The organism is Paenibacillus silvestris, assembly GCF_009882985.1.
In the GTDB taxonomy this organism is placed as follows: Bacteria; Bacillota; Bacilli; order Paenibacillales; family NBRC-103111; genus Paenibacillus_E; species Paenibacillus_E silvestris.
In genome coordinates this window covers 480,713-500,255 of the sequence record NZ_WTUZ01000039.1, presented here as the reverse complement: position 1 = coordinate 500,255, position 19,543 = coordinate 480,713, and the positions used below count along the sequence as shown (strand labels likewise).

Annotated in this window: 17 protein-coding genes and 1 riboswitch; of the genes, 4 read left to right on the top strand and 13 right to left on the bottom strand. The window is 45.1% G+C overall.

Features of this window, described 5'->3' with window-relative positions:
• Window positions 1-72: 72 nt before the first annotated feature.
• From GQF01_RS31375 to GQF01_RS31335, 10 genes are all read right to left on the bottom strand, one after another.
• The gene (locus GQF01_RS31375; RefSeq protein ID WP_161410989.1) at window positions 73-1,635 is read right to left on the bottom strand and encodes a type 2 periplasmic-binding domain-containing protein; all 1,563 of its coding nucleotides are present in this window, start codon (window positions 1,633-1,635) and stop codon (window positions 73-75) included.
• A gap of 120 nt (window positions 1,636-1,755) precedes the next feature.
• A complete protein-coding gene (locus GQF01_RS31370; RefSeq protein ID WP_161410988.1) occupies window positions 1,756-4,065 on the bottom strand; it encodes a glycoside hydrolase family 95 protein in 2,310 nt (769 codons plus the stop codon).
• A gap of 620 nt (window positions 4,066-4,685) precedes the next feature.
• A complete protein-coding gene (locus GQF01_RS36760; RefSeq protein WP_268894407.1) occupies window positions 4,686-4,814 on the bottom strand; it encodes a hypothetical protein in 129 nt (42 codons plus the stop codon).
• A 5-nt stretch (window positions 4,815-4,819) separates the two neighbouring features.
• Window positions 4,820-5,602, bottom strand: coding sequence for a carbohydrate ABC transporter permease (locus tag GQF01_RS31365; protein WP_161411147.1), 783 nt, complete (start codon window positions 5,600-5,602; stop codon window positions 4,820-4,822).
• A gap of 129 nt (window positions 5,603-5,731) precedes the next feature.
• Window positions 5,732-6,598, bottom strand: coding sequence for a carbohydrate ABC transporter permease (locus GQF01_RS31360; protein WP_161411146.1), 867 nt, complete (start codon window positions 6,596-6,598; stop codon window positions 5,732-5,734).
• A gap of 7 nt (window positions 6,599-6,605) precedes the next feature.
• Window positions 6,606-7,685 (bottom strand): ABC transporter ATP-binding protein, encoded by a 1,080-nt coding sequence (locus tag GQF01_RS31355; protein ID WP_161410987.1) that lies wholly within the window; start codon window positions 7,683-7,685, stop codon window positions 6,606-6,608.
• A 20-nt stretch (window positions 7,686-7,705) separates the two neighbouring features.
• A complete protein-coding gene (locus tag GQF01_RS36985) occupies window positions 7,706-8,575 on the bottom strand; it encodes an HAD family hydrolase (protein ID WP_161410986.1) in 870 nt (289 codons plus the stop codon).
• A 115-nt stretch (window positions 8,576-8,690) separates the two neighbouring features.
• Window positions 8,691-10,004: an ABC transporter substrate-binding protein gene (locus GQF01_RS31345; RefSeq protein WP_161410985.1), complete on the bottom strand. Its 1,314-nt coding sequence runs from the start codon at window positions 10,002-10,004 to the stop codon at window positions 8,691-8,693.
• Window positions 10,005-10,193: 189 nt separating this feature from the next.
• Entirely contained in the window at window positions 10,194-10,826 is a 633-nt protein-coding gene (locus tag GQF01_RS31340) for a glycerol-3-phosphate responsive antiterminator (protein WP_235960716.1), read from the bottom strand.
• A gap of 26 nt (window positions 10,827-10,852) precedes the next feature.
• Window positions 10,853-11,695, bottom strand: coding sequence for a metallophosphoesterase family protein (locus tag GQF01_RS31335; RefSeq protein ID WP_161410984.1), 843 nt, complete (start codon window positions 11,693-11,695; stop codon window positions 10,853-10,855).
• A 248-nt stretch (window positions 11,696-11,943) separates the two neighbouring features.
• Window positions 11,944-12,072, top strand: a riboswitch (SAM riboswitch).
• A gap of 99 nt (window positions 12,073-12,171) precedes the next feature.
• Between GQF01_RS31335 and GQF01_RS31330 the strand changes: the two genes are divergently transcribed.
• Window positions 12,172-12,672, top strand: a complete 501-nt coding sequence (locus GQF01_RS31330; RefSeq protein ID WP_161410983.1) for a hypothetical protein — start codon at window positions 12,172-12,174, stop codon at window positions 12,670-12,672.
• Here the strand turns inward: GQF01_RS31330 and GQF01_RS31325 are convergent.
• Window positions 12,669-13,913 carry an MFS transporter gene (locus GQF01_RS31325; RefSeq protein ID WP_161410982.1) on the bottom strand — a complete coding sequence of 415 codons (1,245 nt, stop codon included), beginning with the start codon at window positions 13,911-13,913 and terminating at the stop codon, window positions 12,669-12,671. The two genes, GQF01_RS31330 and GQF01_RS31325, sit on opposite strands and share 4 nt — an antisense overlap.
• 345 nt (window positions 13,914-14,258) lie before the next feature.
• On the opposite strand from GQF01_RS31325, the gene GQF01_RS31320 reads away from it, so the two are divergent.
• Entirely contained in the window at window positions 14,259-15,641 is a 1,383-nt protein-coding gene (locus GQF01_RS31320) for an MFS transporter (protein ID WP_161410981.1), read from the top strand.
• Between the two features lie 39 nt (window positions 15,642-15,680).
• Window positions 15,681-16,316, top strand: a complete 636-nt coding sequence (locus GQF01_RS31315; protein WP_161410980.1) for a peptide-methionine (S)-S-oxide reductase MsrA — start codon at window positions 15,681-15,683, stop codon at window positions 16,314-16,316.
• Window positions 16,317-16,584: 268 nt separating this feature from the next.
• Here GQF01_RS31315 and GQF01_RS31310 read toward each other — a convergent pair whose 3' ends face one another.
• A complete protein-coding gene (locus GQF01_RS31310; RefSeq protein ID WP_161411144.1) occupies window positions 16,585-17,244 on the bottom strand; it encodes a cupin domain-containing protein in 660 nt (219 codons plus the stop codon).
• A gap of 205 nt (window positions 17,245-17,449) precedes the next feature.
• Here GQF01_RS31310 and spoVB point away from each other — a divergent pair, with 205 nt between their 5' ends.
• The gene (gene spoVB, locus GQF01_RS31305; protein ID WP_161410979.1) at window positions 17,450-19,000 is read left to right on the top strand and encodes a stage V sporulation protein B; all 1,551 of its coding nucleotides are present in this window, start codon (window positions 17,450-17,452) and stop codon (window positions 18,998-19,000) included.
• 21 nt (window positions 19,001-19,021) lie between these two features.
• Here the strand turns inward: spoVB and GQF01_RS31300 are convergent, their stop codons facing one another.
• Window positions 19,022-19,528, bottom strand: coding sequence for a GrpB family protein (locus tag GQF01_RS31300; RefSeq protein WP_161410978.1), 507 nt, complete (start codon window positions 19,526-19,528; stop codon window positions 19,022-19,024).
• Window positions 19,529-19,543 lie beyond the last annotated feature (15 nt).

Below are 19,543 nucleotides of genomic sequence, written 5' to 3'. Positions count from 1 at the left end.
ATATACAACTAAGAAAAAAGAGACTTGTCCGCCGATTGCAGGGGACAAATCCTTTTTTTCTTTGCATTGAAATTAGTTTATGTTCTTGGAAACGATAGCCCCATTGCTTTTCTTGTAACGCTCAGTCGCTTCTTTCAGGATATCGTTACCGCCTTTTGCTTTGTACTCCTCAATCACTTTCGGCCAATCCGAGATTGGTTCCTTGCCGTAAATCATTTTAATCATATGATCAATAATTAATTTAGGTCCTACATCATCGCCTGCAGGAGCTGCATCAGGATACTTCGAGAACGATTCAAGCTGCGGTACAAAGCGGATAGAACCCAAACCTTCTTTGGACACAATCGTGTCTAAATACTTGATCATGTCGCGTCCGTCCGCAGACATCTCTTCTTTGGCTTTATTGTAGACGACATCGTGAACAAACCAGAACATACCGCGGAACTGATCTTCCTCAATGGCTGAGGTCTCCGTTGGAGGCGTGAATTTGATGGCACCATTCTCTGTTGTATACGTTTCGCCCTCGATGCCGAAGGAGAAATATTTCTCAGCTTCTGGAGTCAGCATCCATTCCAGGAATTGAATAATCCGGATCGCTTTTTCCTGCGACACTTTATTATTAATATAATAAGAAGTATTAATGCTGGAGTAAAGCAAATGTCCACCGAAGTTTTCCGGACCGCGAGGAGATGAGATAATCTCAATTTTCCCATCCGGTACAAGATTCTTCAATTTGTTGCGGTAACCGGACAAGCTTTGGGCATTCGCTGACCACATGCCTACCTTACCCGCTTCGATATTCTTATTATAATCCGAAGAAGAGATTGATGCGAAATCTTTTGGAATTAAGCCTTCATCAAACATGGTCTTAAAGGTCTGAAGCGCTTTGGTCATGTTCTCCACATCGAAGAATTTCGGTACGACTTGATCGCCCTTAACTTCGAATTGAGCAGGAAGCACATCATAGGCACCTAGAATCGTATCTGCGTACTTGAAGTTTTCACGCATTTGATACGGGTTCTCTACCCCTTTGGCTTTCAGCGCTCTCATCAGAGTCATAAATTCATCAACCGTTTTCGGTGCAGGCAGCCCTGTTTTGGCAAGTAGATCCGCTCTAATGAAGGTCGCTCGGCGCGAAGGATTGGAAAGCCACGATGGAATACCGTAGATTTTGCCGTTATAGCTTGTTTCTTGCCACGCTTCCTTTGGGATCGCTTTCATTATGTTTGGAGCATACTGCTTCAGCAAATCGTCCAAAGGCATGAACACCCCGGCTTCTACAGATCCCGACATCCCTTTGGTTGTAGCGCCTCCAACATTTTGGACAAGATCGGGAATATCATTGGAAGCAAACATCAAGGACATTTTTTGGTCAAAATCTTTCAGCGGAATCATGCGAAGGTCGAGATCTACCTTCGTAAGCTCCTCCAGCTTTTTCACCCATTTTTCCTTATTCACATCAGCTGTTTGCTCCGCATATTTGTAACCGCTTGTCGTCATGGACATGGAAAACTTCGTCACTTCGTCTTTTTTGGCTGTATCGCCAGACTTTGGATTTGTTGCTCCGCCACCACAGCCCGAAAGCGCGCCAGCTGTCAAAACCAAGGTTAATGCGATAACCATCCCTTTTTTCATTCGTTTCGGCCCCATTCTCTCTCGTAATTATCCAACGGAACTGGATATCTACATCTTACCCTTCCTTGGAATGATGAGGAATGTGTTTTTTAACAATGGTGTTGTGTTTGTGTTAACACTTTACTCGGCAATGACACGATACACGCTGTCCTGCTGTACCTTGAAGCTCGTTGTCTGCTCCCCATTGGAACGAGCAATCTCCTGATCATTCCAGACAACAACTACTGGTACTGAGGTGCGAATCGTGCAAATCTCATTCCCTGATGCTTGAATCGTTGCCTCGCTTAGCTGCCCTTGATCCCAAACCAAATCAACAACATACCCGCCTTGCGCTCTCAAACCTTGGATCGAGCCTGATTCCCAATCGCCAGGAAGAGCTGGCAGCAGATTAAGCTCACCCATATGACTCTGGAGCAGCATCTCGGCTATACCTGCCGTTGCTCCGAAATTCCCATCAATCTGAAACGGCGGATGTGCGTCAAATAAATTCGGGTACGTAGATTTCTCAAAAAGGTTCAACACATACGTCAGCGCAGAATCGCCATCTCCAAGCCGAGCGAACATGTTAATGATCCAAGCGCAGCTCCAGCCCGTGTGGCCTCCCCCGTTAGCCAGCCTGCTTTGCAAAGTCATCTTCGCGGCTTCGGCAAGCTCTGGCGTTGTATGAATGTCAATCTGTCTGCCAGGATGAAGCGCGAACAGATGCGAAATGTGCCGATGACCAGGTTCAGCTTCTACGTAATCCTCCATCCATTCCATTAACTGGCCGTTAGCTCCGACCTGTGGCTGGGGAAGTTTGCCCATCCGCTGCGTCAGTTGCTCACGAAAAGCCTCATCGCACTTTAAGAGCTGGCTGCTTTGTATGCAAGCTTCGAACAAGGCATGAACAATCTGCGAATCCATCGATGGTCCCATGCACAAAGTGCCTCGCATCCCATTAGGCAATAGGAAACTATTCTCCGGAGAAATAGAAGGTCCTGTGACCCACGTTCCATCTGGAGCCTCCGTTAAATAATCCATGAAAAATTCCGCAGCCTCTTTCAAAACAGGATAAGCCCGCTCACGCAAGAATGCTGTGTCCCCCGTATAAGCATAATGCTCCCACAGATGCAGACTTAGCCATGCTGCCCCCATCGGCCATAGGACACTTGTTGCGAGAATGCCTTCAGGACGGGTTTCCGCCCATATATTCGTATTGTGATGCGCGACGAATCCTCCGCAGCCGTAAAGCGTCTTCGCGGTTATTCGGCCTTTGACTCTCATTCTTTCAACGAGATCAAACAACGGTTCATGGCATTCCGATAACCCGCAGACCTCAACTGGCCAATAATTCATTTGCGTATTAATGTTAATCGTATATTTAGACTCCCACGGAGGAGTAAAGCTATCATTCCAGATCCCTTGCAAATTGGATGGCAGACTTCCAGGGCGGGAACTAGCAATGGTCAAATAACGGCCGTACTGAAAATATAACTCAGCCAGCATCTTTCTATGATGCGGACTTCCTTGCACGACTGCTTTCATTAGTTCATCCGTTGCTAGTGGCTGCTCCTCCTTCGAAACAGATAAGCTAAATTGCACCCGATTAAATAATGTTTGGTAATCCTCCACGTGCCTTTGTTTTAGCTCCAAATAGGTGTAGGTTTCAGCTTTTTCAATCTGCCGCAAGCACGCCGCCTCTGGATCAGCCTCTCGGAAGGTACTGCCCGCTGCGAACAAAAGCGTCACTTCCGAAGCGCCTTCCACTGAAATAAAATCGCCAATCGTCTGAACGACGCCATCAGAAGCCTTGGCCTTAAGCACGCCGCTGAAAGCAACTCCGTCTTTGCCGCATTCTCCGTTCATGACAATGCTGTCTGAGGTTCGTGCATAGCTATCTCCCTCATATGGACGGCGATTCAAATTCACACAAAAGGTAAGACCGCCAGGCTTGCTGCTGGTCAAATGGATCGCCATCACTTGATCCGGATAACTTGTGAATATTTCCCTGCGATAAGTCACATCGCCAACATTGAAAGCTACACGAGTAATACCTGTCTGCAAGTCCAATTCGCGAAGATAGGCATGGACATCCCCTTGCAAATCAGTGAAAAATAGCTTCATCTCCCCAAGAGGCTGATACGGATTATAATATTTGGGCGAAGAAAACATAGACATCCTCGCTAGATATGTCGCCTTCTCCACGTCCCCATCAAAAAGCAGCTTACGAATGTGAGGGAGCTGCTGAAGCGCATCTGGATTTTCCCCCTCTTTGGGTCCCCCATACCAAATGGAGTCTTCGTTAAGCTGAATCTTCTCTTCCTTGATCTGGCCAAAAATCATTCCGCCTAAACGGCCATTTCCTACCGGCAATGCTTCCGTCCACTGCTTCGCAGGCTCTCGGTACCATAATTTGAGCTCTTTATTTTCCTCATCCTTGTGAGTTCTCATAATAACTCCTTGTCACAATAGTTTAGTTGGAGTGCGACAACACACGTTGCCTTGCATCCTCTTGAAGCGTCCGAAACGCTCCATCCTTAACGTTTAGCTTAACAAAACCCAAACACGATATGTTTTGTCAGATTACGATAAAATGTTGCTGTATTATGATTTCATCCGGAGGTGCCATCGTGAAAATAACTGGTAGTGTAGCAGTCCCTCGGATTAACTGGAAAAACTACCGTTATTTAAATGATTGATACAGCTACAGGGTGAATAAATGGAATTTCTCCTGCTAATGGGCACGATTGGGCCAGGAAGTAGGGGAACTGGCGTGGATTAACGGGATTTTTTCCCGCTAATCGCTGCAGCCCCATAAAAACCAGCAAACTAGACTACGGAGGAGCTGTTAACTCCTTCAAACACCCCCCATCCTCTCGCGGATGGGAACTACAGGGCGCTATTTCTATGAAATACGCCTTTTTCGGATCGAAAGGGAACTAGGGTCCGTTATTTCCTGACATTTGACTGAATTTCAACCAAATGTCAGGAAATAATGCCCTGTAGTTCCCCACCAACCAGCCCAGCCCCGCTATTCGCAGAAATAGCGGACCCTAGTTCCGCCAAGTTGGCTAACCAGCCAACTTAGCCCAAGCCCCAGCACCAAGCTCCGCAGTAACGCTGTGTTCCCAGCGTTCCGCTTCCTCCCCCATATAGAAAAAGGCATGATCCCATAGGATCACGCCGCTTTCTATATCCAATTGGATTATTTGACTCCCGTATACACAAAAGCGCGAATGATATGCCTTTGCGCAAAACAAAATGCAATCAAAATAGGAGTTACCAGAATCATATTTCCAGCCATAAGCACGTTCCAGTTAGCGACTCCCTCTTCTTCCCGAATCCTCGCAATTCCCAAAGGCAGCGTCCTCGCCACGTCATCTGTCGTCATGACAAGCGGCCAGAAGTAATCGTTCCAATGGGCAATGAAGCTGAATAAGGCAAAGGTCGCCAGCACAGGTTTAGCCATCGGTACCATTAATTTGATAATAATTTGCCATTCTTTTGCACTATCAAGCCGTGCGGCTTCAATCAGTTCTTCCTGAACTTGTTTAAAGGATTGTCTCAAGAGAAAGATGCCGAAGGCACTGGACGCAAAAGGAAGAATAAGCGCAAGATGCGTATTCAGCAGCTTCCATGTACTCAACTGTAAATATACGGGTAAGAAAATTAATTGTGACGGGATCATTAAAGTCACCATCACCATGCCGAACAAAATGCCTGATCCCTTAAACTGATAGCGAGCAAACGCATATGCCGCCGGAATAATCGTAAGCATCTGCAAAATTAGAATACTAATTGAAATTATAATGCTGTTCGAAATATAGTGTAAAAACGGACCGGATCCCCAAGCTTTTGCATAATTGTTCCAAATGAACTGTTTTGGAATCCAATTCGGCGGAAAAATCATCGTTTCAGGCAGCGTTTTAAGAGAAGTAGAGAGCATCCATATGAATGGCATTGCAAATACAAGGACTAATGCAATCATGCCAACAATGCTTATGGCACGGATGACATACTGTAACGTTTTTGATGCAATTTCTTCTTTGCTACTAACATATAACAACGTTCGATCAGCATCAATGATCTGTTCAGCTTTCAATGGAATCACTTCCTTCTATTGATAATGCACGCGTTTGGACAACATTTTAAAGTAGAGAATGGTTAGTATGCCGACAATGAATAATAGGATGACTCCTGCCGCAGAAGCGTAACCGATTTTAAAGAACCGGAAACCATATTCATAGATGTAATAAACAAGTGTATTCGTTGTGTTTACTGGTCCCCCTTGCGTCATGATCGCAATCGTTTCAAAAACCTGAAAAGATCCGATCATATTGATGATCACCAGGAAGAAGATCGTAGGTGAGAGCATGGGAAGTATCAATCTGTAGAAAGTGGTCCAAGGTTTAGAGCGATCTAGTGCTGCCGCTTCATAGATGTCCTTAGGTATGCTTTGCAAACCGGCAATAAATACCAAGGTATTGTAGCCAAGCCCTTTCCAGACAGCAACGATAACTAACGAAATCAGAGACGTCTTTTGAGAGGAAAGCCAGGCGAGCTTAGCAAAACCAAACAAACCGATAAACCAGTTTAATAAGCCATATTGCGGGTCCATCACCCAAGCCCAAATCATCGAAATGGATACCCAGGAAACGATATGCGGACTGAAGATTGCCCCCTGTACAAAACTTGAAAACATACTCGTTTTATTCAGCCACAGCGCTAAAACCAAGGAGAGTCCGATGATGAACGTGACCGTTAAAACGGTGTAGATGGACGTATTTGTTATTACTTGTATAAATTCTTTTTCCGTTAAGAGATCCGTAAAGTTCTGCATCCCAACAAAGTTCTTATTAGGGCTAATAAAGTTCCAATCAAACATGCTTAGGTACACCATATAGATGATTGGATATATAAAAAATATGGAAAACACAGTTATCGCTGGAGCAACCATCGTATACGGACGCAGCTTTTCCCACATTGTCATATTAAACACCGCCGCCAGCAACCAGGATTCTTTCACGTTGTACATGTCTTGATATATCACGAATTCGTTGACCATTTGAGTCAAAATAGTATAGCTGATCATAAGGAACCAATGCTTTAATATGATCATTCGTTTCCAAAGAAGTAAGGAAGGTTTTTACGAAAAAAGTTCCCATGTTGGAATCGATTTGATAAATATTTTCTGCGCCTAGGCTTTCTCTCGTGATAATTTCTCCTTCAATGGCAAATCCATCTGTATCATCCTTGGGAGACATCAGCACTTGCTCAGCCCGGAAGCCAAGATAACCAATTTCCGAAGTCGTCTCCACCTTCAGCCCATTTATATGGCCATAATCAAAAATATTCATAGCCGGGGTACCGATAAACTGTGCTGTGAACATATTAACCGGATCGTTATAAAGCTTCAATGGTGAGTCTGTTTGTTGAATAACACCTTTATTCATGACTACGATCTCATCGCCCATCGACATGGCTTCCACTTGATCATGGGTTACATAAACAAAGGTACTACCTAGTCTCTTATGAAGTTGAATCAGTTCCGTTCTCATTTGGTTACGCAGCTTAGCATCCAGATTGGAGAGGGGCTCATCCAAAATAAATACCTTCGGTTTCTTAACCATTGCCCGGGCTAAAGCAACCCTCTGCCGCTGTCCCCCGGATAAATTTTGCGGTTTTTTATCCAGGTGAGGAGTTAGTGCGACGATTTCACAAATATCGCGGATTAAGGTTTCCCGCTCCATTTTGGGTACTTTTCTATTCTTGAGTCCGAACTCAATATTTTCACGTACGGTCATTGTTGGATATAACGCATAGTTTTGGAACACCATGGCCACATCTCTAAGGCCTGGTTGTGTATCATTTACACATTTGTCACCAATCCATATTTGTCCTTCGGTCTGTTTTTCAAGTCCCGCAATCATGCGCAAAGTTGTTGATTTCCCACAACCGGATGGACCAACAAGAACCGTAAACGATCCATCTTTGATCGTAAGATTTAGACCGCTGATAATCGTTTCTTCTTTAAACTTTTTCCCAATATTGACTAATTGGATCTTTGCCATACGTTCATCTCCTTTACGTTTTAACTCGTATACGAAGTCACGACTTGTCTATGTTCCTGAATAGCCTGCATCAGCTGCATTAATTCATCTAAGGCATGCAAGTGTAAATCCCACTGCTTTTCGTCACCAGTCTGGTAAGGAGTAATGAAGCATGTTCGGCCGCCAATTTGTTTGACTGGATATAAGTCGTTCCACGGATTATCTCCGATCGATAGGATTTCATGAGGATGATATCCCTGTTCAAGTAACGACTCGATGAATTTTTTTATACCAAACGGTTTATCAGCACCACAATAAATTTCATCGAACATATGGTGTATTTGCATATAGTGCAAAAATTCGATACCGGATTTTTCGTATGTATTGGTCATCAAGATCTTTTTATCTACAGCTGTCAGGTTCTGAATGGTTAGAAACAAGTCTTTATGAAGCTCAAATTGATACGGCTCAAGGACCATTTCTTCCCGTACTCGTTCAAAAGCAGCTTTCATTTTCTCTTCAGAAATCTTGTAAGTATGACGAATTGTCCCAACAACTCCCCATGGATCCCCCATATAGATGAGATTGGAATCATAGAGAGATAAGAATCTATACTTCTCTGCAAACTCATGCCCTTCAAGCGGGATGCCTTCTGGAGTAAACCCTTGAATAAAGCTGCCAGCATGCTGCACAAGCACTAAACCATCTAATTTATGATAGAAATGACCTAGTTTAATCGGGTAATTACCGGATAATAGGTTTCTCGATGCTGCTATTGCGGCTTCAACCTTCTCTTCGTGCTCTGTACCTTCTAATAAATAGCGGATGTAACGGTCCATGAACGTATCCTCTTGGTAGAGCGTTCCATCCATATCAAAAATCACTACTTTAATGTCAGATAACCATTCCACAGGTAAGCTCAACCTTTCTTCTTGGTGATTTGAGAGCAAGCCAGCTTCCCGCTTCAATAGAAAGTTGCTGACCTGCTCTCATGGAATGAACTGGGAGTCCTCCCCAGTCTGGTGATTACTTGCTCAACAATTTATTCGCTTTTTCCGCAGCCTCGTTCATAGCATCTTGCGGTTTGACATCCTTTTCAAGGATGGCTTTGGTCATAGCATCGATGATCGTTTTCGAAACTTCTGCATAGGCATTCGCATTCGGACGAAGTACAGCGTACTGTAATTGATCGGAAGCTACTTTGTATTGTGGAAATTCTTTGTAGTAGTTTTGCAGCTCATCGCTTTGCAAAGCAGATAGACGGTTAGGCAGGTATCCAACATACTTGTGTTGGTAGATCGTGTTTTCCTTCGATGTCATGAACTTCACGAATTCCCATGTTGCTTCTTTTTCAGCATCTTTCAGCTTGGAAGTTATGGCCAATTGACATCCTCCAGTTGGAACCCCATACGATTTATTAGCAGGCATAAAGTCGGTTGCCATGACGAAGTTATTTCCTTTAGCAACCTCTAAGCTTGCGGAAACGCCCGCCGTTGATCCGATTTTGAAAGCGGAAATTTGATTCGTCCAATCCTTATCTGCGTCAGCACCAGCTGTCTTTCCTACAACAAACTTGATCAGACCGTCATCGGACATTTTCTTCCAAAACTCTACTGGCGCGACACCTTCAGCCGTGTTGAAAGTTGCTTTTTTACCGTCTTCGCTTAGTACTTTACCACCGCTTTGAGCAACGAGTGCCTCATATTCCCAAACGCCTACGGCCATCGTCATTGGTGTTTTCCCTTTTGCTTTCAGAACGCGGGAATACTCTTCTAATTCCTTCCAATTTTTCGGACCGGCAGGATCCAAACCAGCATCTTTTAACATCGTAACATTTTTATAAAAAATCGGCGTACTTCTCATAAATGGAATTCCATACAGCTTGCCATCTACATAGGCATTCCCCATCAAACCTGGATTGAAATCCTTAATATTGACTTGTGCCTCATCCCTTGCTGCCAGAGGAGTCAAATCTACAAGCATGCCTGAGCGTGAGAAAATCCCGGTAGATGCAATTTCAAGATCAAAAACAGCTGGTGCGTTTCCAGCAGCAAATGCCGCTTGCACTTTCGCATGAAGGTCATCATAGTTCCCTTGGTTCGCTTGCTGAACTTCAATTTTGTTCTGTGACTCATTAAATTTCTTCACCAAGTTTTGCTTTGCTTCTTCAATTTTCCCACCGTTTGCAGTCCAGTATTTAATGACGATTTTGCCTTGTGGAGCGGAAGCCGTACTTGCTGAACCCGAAGCTGCCTTGTCTCCTGCTCCACCTGTTCCGCATGCTGTAAGCATGATGATTGAACTAACTGCAAGAATCGATACCAATTTTTTCTTAAACATTTGTAGATTCCTCCCAATTTTTAGTATGGATCCAAAAAGAAAGAAGCCTAAATCAACCGCCGACTTAAAGTCGGCCGTTAATCAGGCTTCTCCACTACTCCAACCTACTGCTATTTACTTGTCTGCCTTTATCATAATCGACCAGTATTAAATGAGTGTTAAGTAGTTATTAATATTATGAAAATGATTTCATCCGATATTTCGAATCATTTTTTCTTCTGTGGAATACGTTTCTCGCCATAAATCTGATTTCGAAGCCGATACCGCCGTTGCTCCATTTTTAAATCCGTCCATGACATGGCCCCGTTCATACACCAAACCACCTGTTATGATTGGAAGCGTGGTGAACTTCTTAATCTCCCCAATCATTTCTGGAATGCGAGCTGGCATGACCTCTATGATGTCAGGTTCGACTTGGAGAAGACTTTTCAAGATGTTCTCCACCCCTTCCGTATCCACTAGGAAGAAGCGTTGAATGGTAAGCAACCCCATTTTTTTGGCTGTTTTGACAACATTCGTTTTCGTGGTAATAATGCCAGTTGGTTTAATCACTTTGGCTAAGTAGTCCATCCCATATGAGTCAGTGCTTAGGCCGCCTATTTTCTCCAAGTGCAAGAAAACAGGGAGTTGGTGCTTATTGAACAAATCGACATAACCCTTTATTACGCCAATATGCCCAGTTAAGAGAAAGACGCCGCTTAATTGATTTTTAAGTGATAAGGCAATTTCAATTTGTTTTGGCTCCTTGATGGAAGCTATCATGCGGTGTGTGCTTAATCTTTCAAAAAACATTCCGCCTTCATCATTCTTTAGCCTTTTCATCCATCAAGACCTCCCCGGTTAAGAAACTAGATTTGTTCCGCTTCTATTCGTAAAGAGACGGTACATTCCCGTTCTGAATCTACACCGCGTGCGGTAGGATTGTGTCTAAAATGCTTCATATTGTTGTATAACATCTCAACATTCCCCGAAAGTGCTGCATCCGTTAAATCAATAGCGGTAACACGGATTTCATCTTGGTCAACGTCCACAATCCGCAAGCCATGCTGATCCAGACAAGCCGATAGTTGAACAAATGTCCAGTTATTTTGCTTAACAATTGAATCAATGTGCGTATGACCGTTAAAGTAGATCCCTACGCCTTCTTTCTTGCTTAAAATGCTCCACATATCAATGCTTGGGTGAATGGAACCTTTATCCTTATTGGAATTCGTTGTTGTATTATGAACCGGATGATGAGCAAACACTAACACTGGTTTCGTCCCTGATGCCGTTATGACATCTTCAAACCATTGCATTTGCTCTTCGTCAACCCAGCCTCCCCAATCCTCAAAATCCATTTCTTTGGCAGTATCCAGAAATACTAGTACAGCTTTGTCATTGGTTACTGCGTGATAACGGTTTTGACCCGTAATTTCGAGAACTTCCCTTCTCGTTTGAGCATACAAATCATGGTTGCCCAAAGCATGATAGAATGTTCTGTCACTTTTTCTCAGCAAATCATAAACTTCATTAAGCTCCGAAGAGTGCCCATAATTCGTTAAATCCCCCAAAGAGATATGAGCATCACCTTCCAATTCTAAAAAGCGTCCTAGTAATGTTTCATAGAAACCATTACGTGCTTCTAACCAACCTGGAATTGTTTCATCAATTTCGTGATAATGCAAGTCTCCCATCAATACTAGCTTCATAAGATCTCTCCTTCTCTCACTTCAAATTTGATGTTACCATTCTCATAGTAATCATATTTAAGTAGTATTAAATCTACTTACAATTTCATTTATAAATTTTGTAAATTCTTAACTTGATTTTTCTAAAAGATTCATTCATCCGATTTTATTTGGAAAATAAAGAAAATATTTACTTTTATAAGCAGTGAAATTTCCTTGACAACCGAGTGCTTTGTAGTAATATTGAACGTAATTGAATATGTTGATTATTCTTATCAAGAGTAGGTGGAGGGACTAGCCCGATGATACCCGGCAACCGACAAACCTTTGTTCACAAAGGAATGCACGGTGCTAATTCTTGCGGAAACGCTTTGTTCAGCGAATCTGGGAGATAAGAGCGAGGCTATGACTTTGAATTCCTATGACCTTTCTCTGTTTCCAGAGAAGGTCATTTTTGCTTTTTCGAGCTATTTAACTTGTAAAAGGAGTGAAAGATAATGTCGATTGCCCTTAATGATTACAGGAAGACAGATGAACCCGTTGACTCTCGCCAAGATATATATCCCCTTCATCCTGCTTTGCTGCATGTAAAAATTAAGATAACCCGAATAGAGTGTTTTCGCTATGACAACGAGCTTATAGAAAAGCGGCAGCTTGGAAATGAGGAGGATGATATCTGCGGGCTAATAGCTCTCTCTACAGATGCAGGAGTCGTTGGTTTCAAGGAATTTGCTATTCCTTCAGGGAGCTTGAAGTGCGATTTGACGACGTGGGTTGCTCTTTTTCAACGGATAAAAGGTCTGACTTTGACCGAGACTGTGAACTATGCACAGCGAAAACAAGAAGCATGGGGACCTGTGAGATTCGAGTTATTCGAGTCCTCCATACTGGATGTAATCAGTAAAATTGGATCGAACTCACTAAACAACAGGGATCAGGACTATCTCTTGGATCGGGCGTACTTATTCAACCATACACAAGCGTATATCTCTTTCTAGTACGAATGCCCGTCAGCTCCCGTGGTGGTTACCTTAACGTTCACTTGCATGCGCTTGAATTGAACGTACAGGAAGATGCCCGATACCAGCGTGATGATGCCTGACCAAAAAAACCAGGCCTGCACACCGAAGTTGCTCACGATCACACCTGCCAGAGATAGCCCGATAGGTGCTGAGAGCAATGTGACACTCGTCACCAGTGAGATGACGCGCCCCAAAATTTCGGGCTCATAAGACCGTTGAAGCATCGCCGCATAAGGGCCATTGAAGAACGGAGACATCATCCCCATGATGGTTGAGAGGATAACAAAGTAGACGAACAATCCTTGGCCAATTACACCAATAGCTGCGCAGGTTAGGCCAATTCCGAGCATGCTTATGCAAATATATGAAATGTCCTTCAAACGAGAACCGAGCATTGACAGTAGAAATGAACCTGCAATCATTCCGATACCGAACAAACCATCAACGATGCTTGCACTATAGCCGCCTCGACCAAAATGCGTCAGGGTCATCAAGGGAAACAAAGTAGGAAGCGGCATAATCGCAACACCGAAAATTCCAGTCCCAATGGTCAGCAGCACAATGGATTTTACCTGAATGAAGGCATTCCAGCCGAATTTGAGCTCGCTAAAAAAGGAAGATGCAGTCGCGGGTGAATGGGGCTTTGGCTGGCGAATTTTTGTAAATAACAGCATGACATTCGCGATCAAAGCGCCAAACACATCCAGAAACAGCAAAATGCCCAGAGAGGTCGCCGAGTATACAGCAATGCCAAGCACTGGCCCTGCAATTATTGAAAACGAATTAATTAATTGCTGCCAGCCAGCCACCCTAGTCAGTTGATCTTCTGGAGCAATGAGCGGAATCGCCGCCTGGAACGAGGGAGCATGAAATGCAGATGCTGTTGAGCGAATCAGCAGGATGACATAAACAAAGACCAGGCTCGGATCACCCAAATAGTAATAGAGGCCTAATGCTAAGCTAAAAAGAGCAATCGTCCCATCCGCTGCAATCATCGTCTGCTTGCGATTCCAGCGGTCTAGCCACACGCCGATGAAAGGGCCAAGGATAACTTGCGGCAAAAACCCTGCAAGCCCGGCGATCATCAGGACAACGGCAGACTCCGTCGTTTTCGTCAAATGCCAAATAATCGAAAATTGAACCATGGACGTAGTCAGGATAGAGAAAAGCTGCCCGCTAAAGATTAGTGCAAACGTCTTTTTCCATTGCTGTTGCATGATTGTAGCCTCCAATAGTCCTCTATAACATCTTATGGAGGTATTTCACCATACAACCATCTTCCACCTTCTCCTGGGTGAAAGAAATTTCATGAAACTTAGCGAGAATTTCCGCTAGGTCCTGAGAGAGGGAACTGGAGTCCTCTATCTCGTGGAAATCGGGCTTTTTCCTCTTCGAGCGGAACTACAGGGCTCTATTTCGCCTCCAGGCCGGGTTTTTCGCATGAATCGTGAAAATAGCGGATCATAGTTCCCCTCGCATGTGGGAATTGAGCCTTCTCAGCGGAATAGCGGACTGTAGTTCCCTCCGCAGAATCAATTGACAATTGAAAGGAGTACAACTTCTTGTCAGATACCGTCAAATCAAACAAAAATGGCCATCTATGGCTCATTACCGCTGTGGCTTTGGGTACGCTGCTTAACCCGCTGAACACAACCATGATTTCCGTCGCTTTTTCCAGGCTGCAGGAAGAATTCCATGTCACGTATGCCTCGATTTCTTGGCTCATAGCAACCTACTATGTGGCTAGTGCTGTGGCACAGCCTGTCATGGGAAAGGTCGGCGATTTATTTGGCCGCAAAAAAATCTTCATGCTTGGACTCGCTCTCATCACCATCTCTTCCATGCTGGCGCCGCTATCAACGAGCTTCGGCTGGTTAATGACTTTTCGTGTCATTCAAGCGATCGGCAGCTCCGCCTTGTTCCCCAATGGCATGGGCATCATCCGCTCGGTCATCACGACGAATCAAGCGAGAGCGCTTAGTGTCATGTCGGTGTTCTCCTCGACCTCAGCAGCGCTAGGTCCATCGCTCGGAGGATTTCTAATTCAATATAGTGACTGGCCCTCTATTTTTCTCATTAATTTTCCGTTTATCATCGTTTCTTTCGTACTCGCTCTACGAATGATGCCTAAAGACACACCACGGAAACACTCCGCTGCGGGAGCTCTGGATATCACGGGCATCATCTTTTTTACCGCGCTGATCTTCAGTTGGCTGTTCTTCTTCCTATCGTTCAAATCAGGTGTCAATTGGCTGCTGCTCCTGCTTAGTCTAGCGCTCAGCATCGGCTTTTATTGGTATGAAGCCAAACGCAAACAGCCATTTATCGATGTCTTGTTTCTTAAGCGGAACGTCGATGTTTGCTTCGTTTATTTGCAATTTATATTAGTGAATATTGTGTTTTACTCGATTATGTTCGGTATCCCTTCCTATTTGCAGCAGGTACGGCATTATAACGGGCAACAAGTGGGTTTGATCATGCTGTCTATCTCAGGCTTCGGTATTCTAGTCACACCTATTGTAGGCAGATGGATTGACCGTTCCGGTTCACGAACGCCACTGCTGGTTGGTACGTTATTCGTTGTCACGGGAACCTCCATGTTGTTAACCATTCATGATAGCTCCACAGCGGCTTGGATCTTTATCTGTTTATCTGTGCTCGGCATTAGCAACGGATTTCAGAATCTTGGGCTGCAAACAGCCCTGTATTCCTATGTCACAACGGCGGAGACGGGCATTGCCTCGGGGATGTTCATGACTTCGCGTTTTATGGGAACAATATTATCCTCAAGCTTACTTGGAACGGTTTTCAGCTCTCAAATCACAACCGAACACTTTCACAGTTTAATTATCGGCTGCGTGATTATCAGCGTGTTGATGCTTCTATTGTCTCTTCGCATGTTTGTTAGAGGGAGAAACGGTGCCGAGCAAGTCCAGTCGCAGTAACAGGATCATAAGGAAACGGTACATAAGGAGGAGTGTGCGATGAAAACTAGCAACCACCAAACTGTAACTTTGGGTATGGGGTGCTTCTGGAGTCCTGACGCATTGTTCGGGCAGCTGGCTGGAATAACGAGAACGCGTGTAGGATTTGCTGGAGGAACGACAGAGAACCCGACTTACAGGCAAATGGGGGATCACTCTGAGACCGTTGAAATGGATTTCGATCCAAGTATCGTGAGTTTGGAGACTATCCTGCATGTATTCTGGAGCAACCATAATCCAGTAAATATTAATGATTATAAAGGCCGGCAGTACAGATCGTTGGTATTGTATCGTAACCCCATTCAGATGGATATCATCCATAAGGTCATGGCTGACAGGGAGGTACAAGGAAATGGCAGACCGGACACTGAGGTTGCTCCCTTGATCCACTTTTATCTTGCTGAGGACAGACATCAGAAATACTATTTGAAACGGTATCCTGATGCGCTGGACAAGCTGAAGCCCCTTTTTCCAACCGATGAAGAACTGACAAATGCGACCTTGGCTGCTCGCTTAAACGGACTGGCGAAAGGTTACACGAATATGGATAAAATCATCCATGAAATCCGCACTTGGCTGATTAGCAGTGAGGAGCAAGAGGAGATTATTCGACTTATCAGGCGAATAAAATGGTAGCGTGCGATCACCATAAATACGTATGGGAACTGGAGTCCTCTATTTTGTTGAAAAACGAGCAGTTTCCTATCTGGGCAGAACTACAAGCTCTTATTTCTCTTCCATGGCCTGGTTTCACACCAAAATTGATAAAATAGCGGAACATAGTTCCCCCCCCTACACATGGAAAATTTGCTTTCCACCAAAATAGCGCCCCCTAGTTCCCTGAATGCCTCCAAATAAACAAAGACCCGCAATTTTTGCGGGTCTTTGTTTTGTACAGCTAGCCCTACTGATTGAATCCATTGCCGATACCTGGAAAAGAGGATGGCCGCGACACATACCCCGTATAAGAGGCCTGCGGGTGTTGAGCCGCTTGCGGTGAGTAGTTATCATGCCGCGCCTGATGTTGATGCGAGCAATCAACCGGCGGTCCAATCGTAACTGTGCCCTTGATCGGCGCTAAAGCCTGCGTAATGAGCGCTTGATCAAGGCAGTATGTATGAGCGAGCATGTTTCTCGGCGCCAGCTTGAGGAAGTCGGATACCGCGATAAACTCCGGTACTGGCGCATCGAAGATCGCGAGCAGATGCGTATCATCTTCCGTAGCCATCTCCCAGTGGAACCACCCCTGGGGAATATTCGCTACCTGACCTGGCGTGATATTGAAGTTAAGCACCATTTTGGTGAACGGGTTCAGGAGGGACACGACCGCTGCGCCGCGAATGCAATAGACCAGTTCAGTTGCGTTCTGATGAACATGCGGTTCGACCACATTCGCTTTGGATAAATAGATGTCGAGCAGTGAGACGTTGCCCAGCGTATTCAACTGCTGTATACCCAGCGCGTTAATGAAATTGTTCGCATCCTTTGTGAATGAACGATTGTTCTTCAGATCGTAGAAATATTGTACGTTTGGAGAAGTGAAATCCATGTAGGATACAGCCATACGCTCAGCCCCCCCGATTGTAATATCTTCTTTTCTAAGCGTATTCCACTGCACCTACCCCCATGACTAATGCCCTTCAATCCGGGTCAACTTTCATTGCATCTAGCAAATTCATCCCCAAAAACAACATCAAAACTGGCTTGTTCGCATGCTTTTCCAATTTTTGAATACATTTAAATATTCGATAAACAGGAGGACACAAGTCATGTCACAACATGGGCAATCGTTCATGAGAGGTACGCTGGTTTTGTCTGTCGCTGCTTTCATCAACCGTATCCTCGGTTTTATCAGCGGTATGTATATCGCTCGCGTTCTGGGCGCCGAGGGAATCGGCATCTTGATGATGGCACATCCACTCGTCCCGCTCGTCATAACGATTACGGAGCTTGGACTGCCGGTAGCCATTTCTAAGTTGGTCGCAGAGGCCCACGCTCGTGGTGAACGGATGAAGGTGAGGCGGATTCTTCATGTCTCCCTTGCTGTCACGGGATTCTTGAGCATAGCGCTCACAACCATAACACTGCTTGGATCTGAGTGGATCGCATCCATTCTCCTGAGCGACCAGCGCGCTTATTACGCGATGCTCGCCATAACGCCGATTGCACCAATTGTTGCTGTCTCCGCCGTTCTAAAAGGATATTTCCGCGGCGTACAGCAAATGAAGACAATCGCCGCGTCCGACGTACTGGAGCACACCGTTCAAATCGCCTGCGTGCTTGCGCTGGTCCACCTATTGCTGCCATACGGCGTCGCTTATGCGGCTGCTGGAGCAATGGCGGCTTCTGTCATCAGTGAGATGATCAGCCTCCTCTTCCTGGTGACAAGCTACAAGCTATTCGGCGAATCCAGGATGCCAGGCGAGACTTGGGCAAGTCATCTGAAACAAGGAAGAAGCACACTCGGCGAATTGCTTCAGATCGGACTTCCGACCACTGGTCACGGCATTATTCATTCGTTATACAGCACTTTCCAGCCGCTTCTTATTACAACGAGCCTTGCACTAGCCGGTGTGGGCACGGCGCTCGCCACAAAGCAATTCGGCATGCTGGCCGGCTATGCGTTTCCGCTGCTGTTCATGCCAAGCTTCATCACGCAGTCCCTATCCACTGCGCTTATTCCTGCAATTGGCGAGGCAGCGGCGAATAAGAACAGTCTGCTCATCCATGAGCGGATGAATCAGGCTTTAAACTTGGGGCTTCTAATTGGCGCACCGGCAACCGTTATCCTGTACGAGTGGGCGACCCCGCTAACAACACTTGTCTATAATGCGCCCGAGGCAGGATTGCTTCTAAAAATACTGGCGCCAATGTTTTTCTTGCATTATTTCGATGCCCCGCTTCATGCGATTCTTCTCGGACTTGGTCGCGCACAAGCTACGCTGTGGAATTATGTCATAGCTACCGCATTCAAAGCTGTCACCATCTACATATTAGGCAGCCAAATGGGTATTGTTGGTGTGGCTTACGGCATCGGTATCGGTATTGTGATACAAACGCTGCTGAACTTCTATTCCATCTCCAACTCAATCGGATTCTATTGGAATATTCGTCCTTATGTCAAAGTTGGGATCAGCATGTTGCTGATGGCAATAAGCGGTCACTGGATCTACCAATATGTTACTAGCCATGGCATGCCAGAGGTTTGGTGCGTAACCACCTCAATCGTCTGTTCCTTGTTTCTCTATTTCGCTGCCCTCGTATTCACAGGTACGTTGACTTGGAAGAGCTCGCGCCACCGATTTTCAATTCCTTGGTAAGTTTACGTGCAGAGATATATGTCAAGGCCGTCCAGTACGCTGAAGGATTTCCAAAACAAAATCACTTTTAGCAAGGGTATACGCCGCACGGTCATTACTAAATCGTTCGGCGAGTGCCATTTTCAAGCTGCCATATCTTTTGGCGTCTTCGGGATGACTTCTTAAATAGTCGCGAAATAGGATATGACGTTTATAATCCGTGTTGTCCACCGTGCATGCGTATAGGTGATGCCATACCAAGTTATCAGGTGGAATAAACGCCTCACGTCCTTTAACCCCTAAATCGTCTTCATGAACGTAACCAAGAGTTGCGAGTCTTTCAATAGCCGTGGTCAGATCCTGCTGTGTAGCGACGACGACGTCCATATCGATGATAGGCTTTGCTGCCAACCCTGGAACAGATGTGCTCCCAACATGATCAATTCCAACAATGATGTCACACACAACCGGAAATACGAAACTTCTTAGCATCTCGTAAGTCTGAACCCAGCTAGGGTCGTACGCAACTACTTTCAGCTTAGTATTCATGCAAGTCACTCCCAC